Raw genomic sequence first — 15,466 nt, 5'->3', positions numbered from 1 at the left:
CAAGAGCTTTATAGTGACACTGATCGCAACAACGATCGCAACAAGAATGCACATTGCAAACAAAATCGTTTTCGGTCACAATTTTTAGTAAATCCAATTTGTCAGTTGCATAAAAAATAGCCCTTACATCATAAATGTAAGGGCTATTTATTGTTCTATCCACTAATCGAGTTGGGACTTAAACTTTAGCAATCGCAACGCATTGAGTGTCACTATCGCTGTCGCGCCACTATCAGCCAGTACCGCCACCCACAAACCCGTTAAGCCGAGCAAGCTGGTAATAAGGAAGACACCTTTTAAACCGAGTGCCAAAGCGATATTTTGACGAATTATGCCTAACGTTGATCTCGATAACTCAATCATTCCCGCAAGCTCAGTCAAGCGGTTATGAGTCAAAGCTGCATCGGCCGTTTCTAGTGCTACATCAGTACCACCACCCATGGCAATACCAATACTTGACGCTTTCATCGCAGGAGCATCGTTAATACCGTCTCCAACCATAGCGACATTATCGACCGCCGATAGCTGTTCAACGTAACTCACCTTATCTTGTGGCAGCAGACCAGCCTGGTAGTCAATACCGATCATTGAGCTAATAGCCCGTGCACTACGAGGGTTGTCACCCGTCAACATGATAGAGCGAACACCCAATTTTTGTAACGCTTTAACCGCTTGTGCTGAATCATCTCGCAAGGTATCTTGCCACGCAATTACCCCCATTACTCTTGCTTGATTTTCAATCGCGACCACAACGGTTTTACCTTGCTGCTCTAACCCTTCAATCTGCGTCAGCCAATTTTCACTAAGTGGAAGGGTCACTTTACTTGGTGCTGTAACCTGATATTCAACATTATCAACGACACCTCGAACACCACTGCCAACCAAAGCTTGCTTATCTTGGGCTTCGGGAATGTCAATGCCCATGAGTTTGGCTTTGTTCACTAGAGACACCGCCAATGGATGACTTGAGCCGATTTCAATAGCAGCAATTTTCTCCATCAAGGTCATTTCGGTCCATTCACCAAAGGCAATAAGATCGGTCACTTCTGGTTTACCTTTGGTTAAGGTACCCGTTTTATCGAAGGCGACTGTGTCGATTTTTCCAAGCTGCTCTAAAGCTGCCCCACCTTTGATCAACGCCCCACGCCTTGCTGCAGCCGCAAGCCCAGACGTAATCGCTGCCGGTGTAGATATAACCAAAGCACAGGGACAGGCAATAAGCAGTAATGCCAAACCTCGATAGACCCAAGTTTCCCAAGGTTGAGCAAACAGAAGCGGAGGCGTGATGATGACAAGTAGTGACACCAACATCATCAAAGGGGTATACCAACGACTGAACTTATCCAAGAAACGTTCTAATGGTGCTTTACGCGATTCCGCCTCTTCGATGAGGTGGAGAATACGATCAATAGCGTTTTCACCCTGTTTGGAGGTAATGGTCAGTCGAACAACTTTATCCACGACAACCGCGCCAGCCATGACAGATTCATCTTGGTATCGTTCAACAGGCACAGATTCGCCTGTTAAAGCACTTTCATCGAAGCTAGCGACCTCTGCCAATAACTTGCCATCAGCAGGAAGACGAGAACCGGGTGACACTTCAATCACATCGCCAGGAAGCAACTGACTTGCTGATACCTCAACACGTTTACCATCGATGATTTGGATTGCATTTTCAGGAACTAGCTCCATCAATGCCTGCACACCACTTCGTGCCCTTGAGGCAGCAAACGCTTCTAACCGCTCGCCAATGAGAAACAAGAGTAATACCATCGCCGCTTCGATAGTCTCCCCCAAATAGAGAGCACCAAGTGCCGCAACGCTCATCAGGGTTTCAATAGCGAAAGGGGTACCCGAACGAGCAAGGGCGATCGCCTTTTTACTGATTGGATAAAGACCTGCAAGACAGGTGAAGATAAACATCCACTCACTGATGAGCGGAAATGAGGGGCTGATTAGTGCGGCGACCGCCATAGCAGAGGCTATCGCAATGATTTGACTGTTCTGAATAAATACTGACTTCCAGCCCTGTGAACGTTTTTTGTCTTCACGCGTGCTAGCGCTAGAAAATGTAAATCCGCTATCAATGACGGCTTGCTCAACTAACTGAATGACACTAGCGCTATCGGTTTTAATGATGAGCTTTTCGGTCGCAAACAGTACCTTGGCTTCAGCAACACCACTTACTCGGTTTACTGCGGTCTCAATTTTTCTTGCGCAAGATGGACAATCCATCCCTTCAATTATCCAGCTTTGAGTAAAACGTGTAGAAAGACTGGGCTCACCCTCATCTTCACTAGGGTCTGAGCCGCTGCTACAACTGTTCGAGCTGCAACAGCCCGCTTCTGTAGTTTCGACACCGGCCATTTTAATTGACGAAATATTTGGGCTAGCGCAAGAACCAGATTGGCTTGGAACTGGTGCCATTTTGGTTGATTGGCATGCTTTGTGTTTTGTGCACATATGTTTATCTCCGTTCACTGTACACTCGAAGTGTAAACCTTAGAGCTAGCTCCAAGGTCAACCTTTTTCTCGATTTTGTTGTGTAACATCTGTGGTTGCGGCAACATCATCAATGAGCACAGCATCATGACTACAGAAAGGCTGGCTGTTCACACTGGTAATAGCGGGATCAGAGGTCGCATGTTCAAGACACGCCGAACGCATCAAATCATTAATATGCTTACGAAGCACCACGATGGCGATCAAACCAAAAACAACCGTGCTAAGCGCTTGACCATAAAGTACGCCCAGCGCACCAAACCACATTGCCCCCAAGTGGACAAAGGGCAGCGTCCCCAACGTTGCTTTACCAAGATTGAGAAAAACAGCACAGTAAATTGAGCGAAAACGGATGCCTGCGCCAGCCCCGACATCACGAGTATGTGACGCATGGTTGACCCCTGAACAAACTTAGCACTCTGATCGGACATTCGCTTCCCTTTTGAGCTTGATGGAAAAACAACAAGAGGTGCACGTGGCACCTCTTATTATTTTCATGTTCTAACTGTTATACAGGATGTTTAAAGCAATCCTCAATATTTTTGCCTATCGCTCTGAGCACATCTCGTCGCGTAATGATGCCGACCAGTTTACCCGCGTCAATGACAGGATAGACTTTCGGACGCCCTACCTTCATCATCTCTGCCAACTCAATAATCGATGTATCAGACGTAACGGATAGCACTTCGCGATGCATACAATCTGCAACAATGTGACTGTCCTGACAGTAGTAACTCACATTAATGAGTTTATCGAGTAGATCTTGCCCAGAAAGAAAACCGATGACCTCTTTCTGCTCGTTAATAACTGGACCACCTAGATAGCGTGAATTCATTACCTTGTCGAGAGCTGCCGTCAATGACATCTCTGGGGTAAAGGTTACCGCTTGCAGGGTCATGTAGTCTTTTACTTTTAATGATTCCATCTGTGTCTCCTTGCGTGCAAGCTTTGCTGTATATTGTAATTGTTGTCTAATTTCTTGATTTTACTAAATGGAAATCAACAATTTTTGCAATAGGCTACGTCTATTAAACCTCACGCCACCACTTACAATGCTTCTGAACATCCGTATTCGCTCGCCATCCGCCTATCAAATGCCCTGCAAATGACATGCTATGACTAGAAAAAATATAATCCAACAACCACAGTTTCAGATCTTGCCAGAGAGACTCTTTCGCTGTTGTAATAAACAATAAAAAAGCTTCCCTAAGGAAGCTTTCATTCTCGCAACTCGCTCTGTCACTATTTCTGCTGCCAGCGTTCAGCAGCTTTGGCGTCAGAGTCTCTTGACTCGACCCAACGCGTGGTATCTGTGGTGCGTTCTTTTTTCCAAAAGGGGGCTTTGGTTTTAAGATAATCCATCACAAACTCACACGCATCTAAGGCCGCTCCACGGTGCGCGCTCGACACACCAACAAACACGATTTGATCACCGATATCCAAATCTCCAACACGGTGGATGACTCGGATATTTAAAAGTGGCCAACGTCGCTCTGCTTCATCACAGATTTCACCTAGTGCCTTTTCAGTCATACCAGGATAATGCTCGAGCGATAAGCCAGTAACATTATCGCCCAAGTTTATATCACGAACCTTACCAACAAACGTCACCACAGCACCAGCTGAAGTACCATCCGATAACGCCTGATATTCATCACTGAGAGAAAAATCTTCAAACTGAACCGATACACGACTGTCCATGTTTATCCCCCAGTAACTGGCGGGAAGAAGGCCACTTCGTCACCAGATTGAGTCGGATGATCCAAAGGTACAATCGATTGATTAACCGCGGCCAGCAGTTTACCCGGCTCCAGAGCTAAGTCCCACTTACCTTCTTGCTGAACGAGATGCGCGCGAATGGCTTCAACAGTAGCAAAGTCACCCTCTAGCTCGAGTTCATCCTTGCCAACAAGTTCACGCGTCTGTGCAAAAAAAAGAACTTTAATCATTGTTCCACCTTAAAGTGACCCGATTTGCCACCTGTTTTTTCCAGTAAGCGAACCTGTCCAATGACCATGTCTTTCTGCACCGCTTTACACATGTCGTAAATCGTCAGTGCCGCGACAGATGCAGCAGTCAACGCTTCCATCTCAACGCCAGTTTTGCCTGACAACTTACATACAGATTCAATTCGTACCATATTTTCTGCTTCAACCGCTTCTAGCTGTACTTCAACCTTAGAAAGCAATAGAGGGTGGCACAGTGGAATAAGATCCCACGTTTTCTTCGCTGCTTGAATCCCTGCGATTCGCGCCGTAGCAAATACATCACCTTTATGATGTTGACCAGAGACAATCAGCTCTAGAGTTTCAGCGGCCATGTGGACAAAAGCTTCTGCACGAGCTTCACGCACTGTTTCTGCCTTAGCCGATACATCAACCATGTTTGCTTCACCGGAAGCGTTAATATGAGTCAACTCGCTCATTGTTCGCTCCAAAAATTATACCGATAGGTGAGGCATAAAGTTACAAGGACGGTGGCTAGCATCTAGCTGCTGCTTGATGATCTTAGTCCAACCCGTGCGGCAAGCGCCTGTCGAACCAGGCATCGCAAAAATAACCGTGTGGTTAGCAAAACCGGCGATCGCGCGTGATTGAATGGTTGACGTGCCAATCTCTTCGTATGAAACCATACGGAACAATTCACCAAAGCCTTCAACTTCTTTGTCGAATAATGGCTTCAGTGCTTCTGGTGTACTGTCACGAGAAGTAAAGCCTGTACCACCAGTAATCATAATCGCTTGAACATTTTCATCCGCAATCCACTGTGAAACGATAGCGCGGATTTTGTACATATCATCGATAACAATCTGCTTATCAACCACGTTATGACCTGCTTCTTTAGCGTTTTCAACTAAGAAGCCGCCTGACGTATCGTTTTCTTCAGTACGAGTATCTGAAACGGTTAAAACTGCAATGTTTGCTGGTTGGAATTTGCTTTCTGCGTGACCCATTTGTTCACCTATATTTTTCAAAGTAATGTTCGCACCCTGCTGTCACTGAAGTGCGTTATATGTTTGTTGATGTGTATTAGCCGCCAATTGAGGCCAAGTGCGGAGTCATACCTGAATTTCCATCGTGAAGGAAGTGGCTGACCGACTTGGTTTGCAGCTGTGCTTGAATTCGTTCAATTAGCTCGGTTTCTTGCGTATCTTGCTGAAGCAAGTCGCGTAACTCGATGCCATGATCACCAAATAGACACAAGTGAAGCTTACCCGTTGCCGATACTCGCAAACGATTACAGCTTTCACAAAAATCTTTTTCATACGGCATAATCAAGCCGATTTCGCCTTGGTAATCAGGGTGGACAAAGACTTGCGCCGGACCATCGTTTTTATCACGGACTTTAAGTAACCAACCATTTGCAATCAGTTGATTACGAATCGCAACGCCTGAAACATGGTGGCGCTTAAATAATTCATCCATTTCACCGGTTTTCATTAATTCGATAAAACGTAATTGAATCGGTCTGTCTTTAATCCAGTTTAGAAAGGCAGGTAACTCGTGAGCATTGAGATCTTTCATCAACACAACATTTACTTTGACCTGCTCATAGCCCACTTCAAACGCTCGATCAATTCCTGCCATAACCTGAGTGAACTTGTTCTCACCTGTGATCTGATGAAACATACGAGGATCTAAGCTATCAACACTCACATTGACGTGAGTAAGACCAGCTTGCTTCCATTCAGCGACCTGCTTCTCCATACGATAGCCATTGGTCGTAGTTGCAACTTTTTGAATACCGTCAGTCGAGGCGATGGTATGAATTATGTCGGTGAAATCTTTGCGTAAGCTCGGCTCACCACCAGTGATACGAACTTTTGACGTGCCACAATCAGCAAACGCGCGTACGGCACGCTTAATCTCTGGTAAGGCTAGAAAAGACGAGTTTTTTTGCCCAGAAGGTTGATAACCATCAGGCAGGCAGTATGTGCATTTAAAGTTACAGACATCTGTAACAGAAAGACGCAAGTAGTAAAACTTGCGATGAAATCTATCTTCGAATTGTTGCGCCACGGAACACCTTTCCAAACACGGGAGGCATAATCATTTCCAATTATGCCCTTGTGACAACGCGTCACTGGCTCAAAACGCTTATTCAGTATGAACTTAGCCTTGTGAGCTCGGAGTTATGGCAACTACCCCTATATTGGGTAGTAGCTTTCCATTAAAATACCTAATAATTGTACGTGATTCTACCCTCTAAACGAAAAAATCATGCTTAGAGCCCAAATTACCTATTATTGAGTATTTGATGTTAATGCAATAATCTAAATTGTAGTTGGTTATGAATAAAATAGAAGCTCAGCATGACAGTTTACGCTAGCAAGAAAGTCGTCGCAGTCGGTGGAGGCCATGGCCTTGGTCGCATGCTTGCGGCGCTAAAAGATTTTGGCAGCAACGCCACGGGTATCGTTGCAACCACAGATAATGGTGGTTCGACAGGGCGGATCCGCCATTGTCAGGGAGGAATAGCTTGGGGAGATACACGTAACTGTATCAACCAGTTGATTACCGATCCTTCCATCAGTTCAATGATGTTTGAATATCGATTTAAAGGCGCGGGCGAACTCGATGGCCATAATCTCGGCAACCTGATGCTAACGGCACTTGACAACCTTTCCGTTCGTCCATTAGACGCCACAAATCTTATACGCAATATGCTGAAAGTCGATGTGAATATCATTCCTATGTCGGAACATCCTTCAGATCTAAAGGCATTGGCACCAAACGGTCGTTGGGTGACCGGAGAAACCAGTGTTGACGAGATGCCGGATAAACTTCTCAGGCTGGATTTGGAACCCGAAGTGCCCGCCACAAAAGAAGGTGTTATCGCACTCGAACAGGCCGATGCTATTATTCTCGGCCCAGGTAGCTTTTTGACCAGTATCATGCCGCCATTACTGCTGCCGGAGATTGGTCGTGCTATTGCCAATAACCGTAAGGCAAAATTGGTCTTCGTAGAAAACCTCTCTGCCGAACACGGCCCTGCAGGAAAAATGACACTTCAAGAGAAGCTCGAATGGTGTGAGCGCTCATGCCAAGGCCGACGAATTGACGTAGTGCTGGGTGAAGAGCCTCATCCAGAACTTGAAGAGTGGAACTGCATCACGACGCCGTTAGCATCACCAAACCGTGATTGGCGCCATGATCGAAGCAAACTCCAGCAAGCAATAGAGTACTTACTGTGTGAGTAATTGTTGGTATCTCTGCTCAGTTTGATTGAGCAGAGATAACATTTTGTCTTTGTGATCAGCAAGCTCAAGCGTCGCGCCCGTCTTTCCTCGCGCATCAAGTTCAATCGAGTAAGCACACAACGCTTCTGCCCCAAAACTTGCGGCGCTGCTCTTTAAAGCGTGGCTGATTTCCTTGAGATACGCCTGCTGCCCTTCTCCTTCTTGTTGAGATAAGGTCTCAATATACATAGCAAGCTCGTTCAAAAATATCTCTAGCAACACTGGCACGTTTTCAGGGCCAATCTCACTCGCCAGCCTGTCAATCTTACTTTGGTTCAAAATATCCACTATTGCACTTCCTTCGCGTTCCAAGCCTGTAGCTTACGGTAGATAGTCGACGGACTGACATCTAAATAGCCAGCGGCTTTGGGAATATTGCCATCACACGCTTTAATGGCTTGCTCTATCGCATTTTTCTCGGTCAACCATAGAGGGAAGATATCTTGTACCGAGACCGTTTCGCTTTGAGCTAATGGGACTCTAATCTCATTGGTCGCAGGCTTATTCAACGGTGGTGGCAACATCTCTAACAATATTTCCCTGCCGTTGTTGAGCACTACAACGTTGCGCAATACGTTCTGTAACTGACGCACGTTACCAGGCCATTCGTAGCGAGCAAAACGTTCAACAACATCCGGTGCTAACCGGACAAAATCTTTCCCCTCTTCTTTAGACATAAAGCCCAATAGAGAGTACGCAATCTCAATGATATCATCACCACGTTCTCTCAAAGGAGGTAGATGAAGTGGGATAACGTAGAGGCGGTAGTACAAGTCTTCGCGAAAACGCCCTTCCTCCACCTCTTTCCAAGGGTCGCGGTTCGTTGCGCATACAAAACGTACATCGACACTTTTCATCTTAGAGGATCCGACCTTTTGGAAGGTACCTGTCTGGATGAATCTCAACAGTTTCGTTTGCAACTCTAGATCCATCTCACACAACTCATCGAGGAATAGCGTACCTCCATCTGCCAACTCAGCCGCACCTTGTCGGTCAGTCGCAGCACCAGTAAATGCCCCTTTAACATGACCAAACAACTCACTTTCAATCAGATCTTTCGGGATTGCAGCACAGTTAATCGCTATAAAAGGTTTATCCCCACGTTTACTTGTCGCGTGAATCGCTTCTGCACACACTTCTTTACCGGTGCCACTTTCGCCAGTAATAAAGATGCTCGCCTTACTCGCCGCTGCGGAATCTATGGTTCGATAGACCGCTTGCATGGTTTGGCTACTGCCAATAAAACCTTGATAACCTTGGCTTGAAAGACTGTCACCTTCGTTCTTTAACTTATTCGCTTTGCGTAAAGCATTGTTCACGGTGACACGCAAACGGTCCGCTTCACAGGGCTTAATCAAAAAATCCTGAGCGCCATGGCGCATTGCTTCAACCGCAGTATCAATTGAACCGTGTGCAGTCATAAAGATAACTGGAACATCTGGGTTCTTCTCTTTGACCGCATGAAGTACATCCATGCCTGTCATATCAGGCAAACGTAGGTCAAGAAGGATCAAATCAGGGGTTCGAAAGTTGAGACTTTCGATAGCATCACGCCCAGTGCCGACGATGTTGATGTCGATCTGAAGTGGAGTAAGATATGAGCGGTAGAGTGCAGCCACGGAAGCCGTATCCTCTACCATAAGCAGATATTTTGATTTTTGTGTTTGAGTATTATGTTGCATAACCTAGCCAATGGTTTGTTTGCATCTTGTACAATCATTGCATTGCGCTTTGCAATTTGCAATTCAAATACCCAAAAATGACCTATTTGAGTGAAATATGGCTCATTTTGACCGCAAAAATTTTGGCACACTATATGCTATCAATTTCAATGACCCTAACGGGTCACCTAGCCAACTGACGTTGTTAGTGAATTTTATATTCACAAATTACAGCCAATAGATTAAAGATTTCTATTGGCTATTTTTTTAGTCCTGCACCAACCAATTAGCTGTTAGTAATAAACTTTTGTCTTAACCGATCTATCTGATCACGCTTCTCCGCCGCCAGTTCAAACTCCAGATCTTGAGCATGTTGATACATCTGCGCTTCGAGCTTCGCGATCTCTTTATCAAGCTGCTGAGGTGTCATTACATCGTAGCTTTGTGAGGGCTCAGCCACTTTAGACAACGGCACGGTTTTGCTCACTCGCTGCTTCTTGCTCTTAGCAATATCACCCAGTTCCATAATGTCTTTGACATTACGCTTAAGCGCTTGAGGCTCAATACCCATTTTCTGGTTGTACTCTTGCTGCTTCTCTCGACGACGGTTGGTCTCATCCATCGCCTTTTCCATCGATTTAGTGATCCGGTCCGCATACAAAATCGCTTTGCCAGCAACATTTCGCGCTGCACGACCTATGGTCTGAATCAGTGAGCGCTCGGAGCGTAAGAAGCCTTCTTTGTCCGCATCCAAAATCGCCACTAAAGAGACTTCAGGCATATCAAGACCTTCTCGCAATAAGTTGATACCGACAAGCACATCAAACTCACCAAGACGTAAATCACGAATGATTTCTACCCGTTCTACAGTATCAATATCTGAGTGAAGGTAGCGAACCTTTACATCATGCTCAGTGAGGTACTCTGTGAGATCCTCAGCCATACGTTTAGTTAACGTCGTCACAAGTACTCGTTCATCCTTGGCCGAACGAATACGAATTTCTGAGAGAAGATCATCAACCTGAGTTACAACCGGACGAACCTCCAACTCGGGATCAAGCAAACCCGTTGGACGCACTACCTGATCGGCCACTTCGCCATCCGACTTCTCCAGCTCATAGTTACCAGGAGTCGCAGAAACAAAGATAGTTTGGGGAGCCAAAGATTCAAACTCTTCAAACTTCAGTGGGCGGTTGTCCAGTGCGGAAGGTAAACGAAAGCCAAATTCCACCAGCGTTTCTTTTCTAGAGCGATCACCTTTAAACATTGCGCCTATTTGCGGCACAGTCACATGGGACTCATCAATGATGAGCAGGCCATCGTGAGGTAAGTAGTCAAAGAGCGTCGGAGGCGGCTCGCCTTCTTTGCGGCCACTAAGATAACGGGAATAGTTTTCGATACCTGAGCAAAACCCAAGCTCATTCATCATCTCAATGTCAAACTGGGTACGCTGGGAAATACGCTGCTCTTCTAGCAATTTATTATTTTCCAGTAAATATTTTTTGCGCCCTTCCAGCTCGACCTTAATCTCTTCGATGGCATCAAGAATTCGATCTCTCGGCGTAACATAGTGGGTTTTGGGATAGATGGTATATCGCGCTAAGTCACGTTGCTTGACCGCCCCAGTAAGCGGGTCGAAGACACTGATACAGTCAATCTCGTCATCAAACATCTCGATACGCACTGCGTCCTGATCCGATTCTGCCGGAAAAATATCAATCACTTCCCCACGGACTCGAAACTGACCTCGCTCAAATGCGACATCATTACGACTGTACTGAAGCTCCGCTAAACGACGCAGGATATCCCTCTGATCCATCATGTCTCCACGACGAATGTGAAGCATCATCTTTAGATAAGACTCAGGATCACCCAAACCATAGATCGCAGAGACTGATGCTACAATGATGGCATCTTTACGCTCTAACAGCGCTTTTGTTGCTGAGAGACGCATCTGCTCAATATGAGCATTGACGGAAGCATCTTTTTCAATAAACGTATCTGTCGTTGGAACGTAAGCCTCTGGCTGGTAATAATCGTAGTAAGAGACAAAGAACTCAACAGCATTGTTAGGGAAAAAGGATTTCATTTCGCCATACAACTGGGCGGCCAACGTTTTATTCGGGGCAAGTAAAATAGCGGGACGTTGCGCCGTCGCAATAACATTAGCTAACGTAAATGTCTTACCCGACCCTGTCACACCCAGCAAAGTTTGGTGAGCTAAACCCGCATCTAGCCCATCTAGCAACTGGCTGATCGCAGTCGGCTGATCACCAGAAGGCTGATAATCAGACACTAAATCAAATACTTTACTCATGACGCATCTCTGTCCTTGGCTGAGGGAAGGCTTCTATTGTGTCTGTATATATATACAGACTCAAGAGCCGATTATAAAATTAATCGCTGTTTTGCTTAAAGTCGTACCTTATGGCTAGATCATTCACTTCAATCCTGATATTATTCTTCGCCCTGCTAGAGATCTCCCTCTAAAAACCCCGAATAAATACTCACAGCTTATTCACATTTTTCGTCATTTTTGCATTCAATCCACAATTACAGCCGAGATTTTCACGTCGGTAATCTAAGTGAATAAATTCTAAAAGTCCTTATTTAGCAAGCGATTAGATCCCGTGTTCTTTGAGTATCAATTCCATCAAGTTTGCATAAATCTGACTTACTCAAATTTAACACACACACTTATCCACAATTTTGGTGGATAAGTAAATATAGCCCTTGGTGGATAAGGGCTACAGAAAAGTAAAGACTTTTTTCTACATTTTAATTCACTTATTTTGCCGTTTGATAGTTGACACCTGAATAGGTGCTCGCTAACATTCGCAGCGCAAAATGCAATTCCCCCTTAGTTCAGTTGGTAGAACGGCGGACTGTTAATCCGTATGTCGCAGGTTCGAGTCCCGCAGGGGGAGCCAAATTCAAGAAGAAAGACGTCCTAGGACGTCTTTTTTTGTATCTAAAGCTAGCTATTTCAAGGGATTGCGTTCTCTTAACGTCTTTTCCTGACTCGTACTGGCTTAGAAGTTTAGGTACACAAATAGGTACAAAAACGTGGTTATTCAACTATACATGTCTACATAACGGTAAACGCGCCAACATGACGTTTGGTAGTTACCCTAGCCTTTTCCTAACAAATGCACGAAAGAAGGCTCTAGGTGCGATAGAAACACTGAAAAGGATCTGCCAACGTGTGAACGAAATTATGAGTTTTGCTCAGAATAAGGGACTTATTGAGTACAACCCTTTAGCCAAAATCAGTTCTGCGTTCTTGAAACCTACCGTCACCAATATGAAATCAATAAGTACCGACGAACTTCCTGAGTTAATGAGAACCCTAGGACGGGCCAGTATCATGTATACCACTCGATGTATGATTGAATGGCAACTGCATACCATGACCCGACCTATTGAGACAGCGCAAGCTCGTTGGGACGAAATTGATTGGGATGAAAATCTATGGGTTATTCCAGCAGATAGAATGAAAAAAAGAAGGGATCACCTAGTGCCTCTAACCCCGCAGACTTTAAATCTGTTGAATGAGATGAAAAAAATAAATGGTGGAAGCGAATACATATTCGCTTCCTATAAAGACCCGATGAGGCCGAGTAACAGCCAAACTGCTAACATCGCCCTTAAACGTATGGGCCTTAAAGACCGTTTGGTTTCCCATGGTCTAAGAGCTCTGGCTAGCACTACGCTAAATGAAACTAAACTCTTTCATAATGACGTAATTGAACTAGCACTAGCTCACGTGGACAAAAACCAGGTTCGAGGTATTTACAACCGGGCATTATATCTTAATCAACGTCGAGAAATGCTAAGTTGGTGGAGTAACCATATCGAAGAGGCTTCGAAGGGGAACTTTTCCATTTGTGCAACTAGCTAGTCAATAACATTCATCGTGAATTAGGCTGCCAACATCGCTGACAACCTGATTTGTATAGGTATCAGAATTATAACAATATTAACTATTTGTGAATGTACTTCTCTTTCTCTGTCATACTCCAAACTCAAAAAAGTAGGCAGAGATACCTATTTCTTAGGTCAGATTGGCGTGTTTCGCTAGCTCCATCCGTCTCATATTTGATCACTAGGTTTCTAAGCTGCCTATACGGCAGTGAACACTAAATGAAAAAACAACTAGGAATGCTAACATTTCTAAGCTGCCTGTGCGGCAGTGAACAGTCGTCAATCCTATCATAAGACACGGTTAGCTTTCTAAGCTGCCTGTGCGGCAGTGAACATCTGCTCGCATTGTTTTTACCCATGATTTTATTTCTAAGCTGCCTGTGCGGCAGTGAACTTTACGCTGAGTATTTCCGCGACATTACGGACTTTCTAAGCTGCCTGTGCGGCAGTGAACGTATTCCAGCGACAAACGAGATTATCGTGTACTTTCTAAGCTGCCTGTGCGGCAGTGAACTATTTGTTGGATAAGATTAAACATGTGATTGGTTTCTAAGCTGCCTGTGCGGCAGTGAACGAATTAAAACCGTGTCCGTTTTGCGGTGGTAATTTCTAAGCTGCCTGTGCGGCAGTGAACTGGAAAATTCGTCATAGTTAACGCATGCGGATTTTCTAAGCTGCCTGTGCGGCAGTGAACGATTTCATCAATTGAATAACCAGAATCCATAATTTCTAAGCTGCCTGTGCGGCAGTGAACGTGAAAACGTTCCATTGATGCGCCAATATAGCTTTCTAAGCTGCCTGTGCGGCAGTGAACTGAAATGTTAGCTGCTGCCTTTCCGTCTGGAATTTCTAAGCTGCCTGTGCGGCAGTGAACACCAATACGTGATGTAACTGGCATACTTGGATTTTCTAAGCTGCCTGTGCGGCAGTGAACTCTTTTCTTGTGACTACTGTTTTTAACTGCGTTTTCTAAGCTGCCTGTGCGGCAGTGAACGAACTGTACGAGCTTCAGTTGATACAGTTATCTTTCTAAGCTGCCTGTGCGGCAGTGAACCTTCGCAGAACTGCTTGAAGCTTATTGATTCCTTTCTAAGCTGCCTGTGCGGCAGTGAACTTGATAAAGACCTAGAAATCCGTAACGTCACTTTTCTAAGCTGCCTGTGCGGCAGTGAACGAACCTTGTCAATCATCTGCTGCTGACCTTCATTTCTAAGCTGCCTGTGCGGCAGTGAACTCATTGAAATGATGTAAGCCGCAATCATACCATTTCTAAGCTGCCTGTGCGGCAGTGAACAGTTAGTAAATCCTTGAGTTGAGAACTCTTCTTTTCTAAGCTGCCTGTGCGGCAGTGAACATGAATCATTCGACGAAATCATAAGAATGTACTTTCTAAGCTGCCTGTGCGGCAGTGAACATAAGGACGTTCTTTCAAAGAACCAGACTCTTTTTCTAAGCTGCCTGTGCGGCAGTGAACCGCTAACGAAGCAGAGTTTCGTGATGCTATGTTTTCTAAGCTGCCTGTGCGGCAGTGAACCTGGATACAGAGCGATCAAGGGAGCACCAGAATTTCTAAGCTGCCTGTGCGGCAGTGAACGAACGATGCCGGACGTTGGTTTTTCACCAACTTTTCTAAGCTGCCTGTGCGGCAGTGAACAGACTGAGCTTGATGGTGCGTTCTTTATCTTATTTCTAAGCTGCCTGTGCGGCAGTGAACTTCCACTAAGAGACACAACGACAGAGCTATCTTTTCTAAGCTGCCTGTGCGGCAGTGAACAATCAGGATTAATCAACAACAACGGCGTAGCATTTCTAAGCTGCCTGTGCGGCAGTGAACAAAGGAGGCTTTCACCTCCTAGTAATGGTTATTTTTCTAAGCTGCCTGTGCGGCAGTGAACAAATTGGCCTTGGTCTGTAGCTCCATCGATAATTTCTAAGCTGCCTGTGCGGCAGTGAACTAGGCACAGCCGAGGCCCCGGCACAACTGAAATTTCTAAGCTGCCTGTGCGGCAGTGAACAATACGCGAGCTGGCAATCGTTCGTCGGCTATTTTCTAAGCTGCCTGTGCGGCAGTGAACATTAAAACCATTCCCGAGCAATATTTATCGCATTTCTAAGCTGCCTGTGCGGCAGTGAACCAAAG

The 15,466-nt window shown here is 45.4% G+C and carries 12 protein-coding genes, 1 tRNA gene, 2 pseudogenes, 1 CRISPR repeat array and 1 riboswitch (1 of these 17 cut by a window edge); of the genes and pseudogenes, 4 read left to right on the top strand and 11 right to left on the bottom strand.

Going from position 1 to position 15,466, the window contains the following annotated elements; translation table 11 throughout:
- Window positions 1-162: 162 nt before the first annotated feature.
- The 8 genes and pseudogenes from QTN95_RS10035 to moaA form a co-directional block, all read right to left on the bottom strand.
- The gene (locus tag QTN95_RS10035; protein WP_331417377.1) at window positions 163-2,463 is read right to left on the bottom strand and encodes a zinc/cadmium/mercury/lead-transporting ATPase; all 2,301 of its coding nucleotides are present in this window, start codon (window positions 2,461-2,463) and stop codon (window positions 163-165) included.
- Window positions 2,464-2,520: 57 nt separating this feature from the next.
- Window positions 2,521-2,823: pseudogene (locus QTN95_RS10030) on the bottom strand (MATE family efflux transporter); the annotation flags it as partial.
- 187 nt (window positions 2,824-3,010) lie between these two features.
- A complete protein-coding gene (locus tag QTN95_RS10025; RefSeq protein WP_138973601.1) occupies window positions 3,011-3,427 on the bottom strand; it encodes a CBS domain-containing protein in 417 nt (138 codons plus the stop codon).
- A gap of 317 nt (window positions 3,428-3,744) precedes the next feature.
- Window positions 3,745-4,203, bottom strand: a complete 459-nt coding sequence (gene moaE / locus QTN95_RS10020) for a molybdopterin synthase catalytic subunit MoaE (protein WP_331417376.1) — start codon at window positions 4,201-4,203, stop codon at window positions 3,745-3,747.
- A gap of 2 nt (window positions 4,204-4,205) precedes the next feature.
- Window positions 4,206-4,451 carry a molybdopterin synthase sulfur carrier subunit gene (moaD, locus tag QTN95_RS10015; RefSeq protein ID WP_331417375.1) on the bottom strand — a complete coding sequence of 82 codons (246 nt, stop codon included), beginning with the start codon at window positions 4,449-4,451 and terminating at the stop codon, window positions 4,206-4,208.
- A complete protein-coding gene (moaC, locus tag QTN95_RS10010; protein ID WP_331417374.1) occupies window positions 4,448-4,927 on the bottom strand; it encodes a cyclic pyranopterin monophosphate synthase MoaC in 480 nt (159 codons plus the stop codon). Before moaC ends, moaD begins: the two co-directional genes overlap by 4 nt.
- A 15-nt stretch (window positions 4,928-4,942) precedes the next feature.
- Window positions 4,943-5,455 (bottom strand): molybdenum cofactor biosynthesis protein B, encoded by a 513-nt coding sequence (moaB, locus tag QTN95_RS10005; RefSeq protein WP_138973605.1) that lies wholly within the window; start codon window positions 5,453-5,455, stop codon window positions 4,943-4,945.
- Window positions 5,456-5,531: 76 nt separating this feature from the next.
- Window positions 5,532-6,521, bottom strand: coding sequence for a GTP 3',8-cyclase MoaA (gene moaA, locus QTN95_RS10000; protein ID WP_331417373.1), 990 nt, complete (start codon window positions 6,519-6,521; stop codon window positions 5,532-5,534).
- Window positions 6,510-6,646, bottom strand: a riboswitch (molybdenum cofactor riboswitch). It overlaps the preceding gene by 12 nt.
- Before the next feature lie 168 nt (window positions 6,647-6,814).
- On the opposite strand from moaA, the gene QTN95_RS09995 reads away from it, so the two are divergent.
- Window positions 6,815-7,702, top strand: coding sequence for a YvcK family protein (locus QTN95_RS09995; protein WP_331417372.1), 888 nt, complete (start codon window positions 6,815-6,817; stop codon window positions 7,700-7,702).
- Here the strand turns inward: QTN95_RS09995 and luxU are convergent.
- The 3 genes from luxU to uvrB all read right to left on the bottom strand — a co-directional run bounded on the left by luxU (window position 7,688) and on the right by uvrB (window position 11,719).
- Entirely contained in the window at window positions 7,688-8,029 is a 342-nt protein-coding gene (gene luxU / locus QTN95_RS09990; protein WP_331417371.1) for a quorum-sensing phosphorelay protein LuxU, read from the bottom strand. The two genes, QTN95_RS09995 and luxU, sit on opposite strands and share 15 nt — an antisense overlap.
- Window positions 8,029-9,423, bottom strand: coding sequence for a quorum-sensing sigma-54 dependent transcriptional regulator LuxO (gene luxO, locus QTN95_RS09985; protein ID WP_331417370.1), 1,395 nt, complete (start codon window positions 9,421-9,423; stop codon window positions 8,029-8,031). The genes luxU and luxO overlap by 1 nt, the downstream gene beginning before the upstream one ends.
- Window positions 9,424-9,688: 265 nt before the next feature.
- On the bottom strand, window positions 9,689-11,719 hold the full coding sequence (gene uvrB / locus QTN95_RS09980; RefSeq protein WP_331417369.1) for an excinuclease ABC subunit UvrB: 2,031 nt from the start codon (window positions 11,717-11,719) through the stop codon (window positions 9,689-9,691).
- Window positions 11,720-12,256: 537 nt separating this feature from the next.
- On the opposite strand from uvrB, the gene QTN95_RS09975 reads away from it, so the two are divergent.
- The 3 genes and pseudogenes from QTN95_RS09975 (at window position 12,257) to QTN95_RS09970 (ending at window position 13,303) form a co-directional block, all read left to right on the top strand.
- A tRNA-Asn gene (locus QTN95_RS09975) sits at window positions 12,257-12,332 on the top strand.
- 35 nt (window positions 12,333-12,367) lie between these two features.
- Window positions 12,368-12,577, top strand: a pseudogene (locus QTN95_RS21255) (Arm DNA-binding domain-containing protein); the annotation flags it as partial.
- A 30-nt stretch (window positions 12,578-12,607) separates the two neighbouring features.
- Window positions 12,608-13,303 carry a tyrosine-type recombinase/integrase gene (locus QTN95_RS09970; RefSeq protein WP_331417368.1) on the top strand — a complete coding sequence of 232 codons (696 nt, stop codon included), beginning with the start codon at window positions 12,608-12,610 and terminating at the stop codon, window positions 13,301-13,303.
- 209 nt (window positions 13,304-13,512) lie between these two features.
- A CRISPR array of direct repeats spans window positions 13,513-15,466; the repeat unit is 28 nt; unit sequence TTTCTAAGCTGCCTGTGCGGCAGTGAAC (it continues 475 nt past the right edge of the window).

Origin of the sequence: Vibrio sp. M260112, assembly GCF_036533775.1 — a bacterium.
In the GTDB taxonomy this organism is placed as follows: Bacteria; Pseudomonadota; Gammaproteobacteria; order Enterobacterales; family Vibrionaceae; genus Vibrio.
This window is presented reverse-complemented; position numbering and strand designations above follow the sequence as displayed.

Coding starts and splice junctions, on each gene's coding strand:
- moaC (WP_331417374.1), bottom strand. CDS start 4,927: ATGAGCGAGTTGACTCATATTAACGCTTCCGGTGAAGCAAACATGGTT.
- moaD (WP_331417375.1), bottom strand. CDS start 4,451: ATGATTAAAGTTCTTTTTTTTGCACAGACGCGTGAACTTGTTGGCAAG.
- QTN95_RS09995 (WP_331417372.1), top strand. CDS start 6,815: ATGACAGTTTACGCTAGCAAGAAAGTCGTCGCAGTCGGTGGAGGCCAT.
- moaB (WP_138973605.1), bottom strand. CDS start 5,455: ATGGGTCACGCAGAAAGCAAATTCCAACCAGCAAACATTGCAGTTTTA.
- luxO (WP_331417370.1), bottom strand. CDS start 9,423: ATGCAACATAATACTCAAACACAAAAATCAAAATATCTGCTTATGGTA.
- QTN95_RS10035 (WP_331417377.1), bottom strand. CDS start 2,463: ATGTGCACAAAACACAAAGCATGCCAATCAACCAAAATGGCACCAGTT.
- uvrB (WP_331417369.1), bottom strand. CDS start 11,719: ATGAGTAAAGTATTTGATTTAGTGTCTGATTATCAGCCTTCTGGTGAT.
- moaE (WP_331417376.1), bottom strand. CDS start 4,203: ATGGACAGTCGTGTATCGGTTCAGTTTGAAGATTTTTCTCTCAGTGAT.
- QTN95_RS10025 (WP_138973601.1), bottom strand. CDS start 3,427: ATGGAATCATTAAAAGTAAAAGACTACATGACCCTGCAAGCGGTAACC.